General features: G+C 64.7%; 1 protein-coding gene. It reads right to left on the reverse strand.

Going from position 1 to position 266, the window contains the following annotated elements:
* Positions 1 to 266, reverse strand: a 266-nt coding sequence (locus AAEY78_RS13410; RefSeq protein WP_352339805.1) for a DUF1329 domain-containing protein, incomplete at both ends; no start/stop codon positions are given.

Here is a 266-nt window from a genome sequence, read left to right on the forward strand (position 1 = left end):
TCCTTGCCCTGTCCGATCGACGTCGCATCGAGCACATAGCGGCCGTTGTTCATGTCGTACTGCGCGAGCGGCTCGTTGTCGCAGGTGCCGCCGAGCTCCCACACCGGAATCGGATAACTCTCCCGCACCTTCCACAGCTTGCCCTGCGCGTCGTAGTCCTCGCCTACCAGCGCGAGCCAGCTGTCCTCGTCGAGATAAAACACCTTCTTCGACGCAACGTGCCGCGCGCTCGGCTTCAGCGCCGCCTCGACGACCCACACGCGGTG

The sequence above is a fragment of the Psychrobacter sp. 16-MNA-CIBAN-0192 genome, from assembly GCF_040309565.1.
Taxonomy (GTDB): Bacteria; Pseudomonadota; Gammaproteobacteria; order Pseudomonadales; family Moraxellaceae; genus Psychrobacter.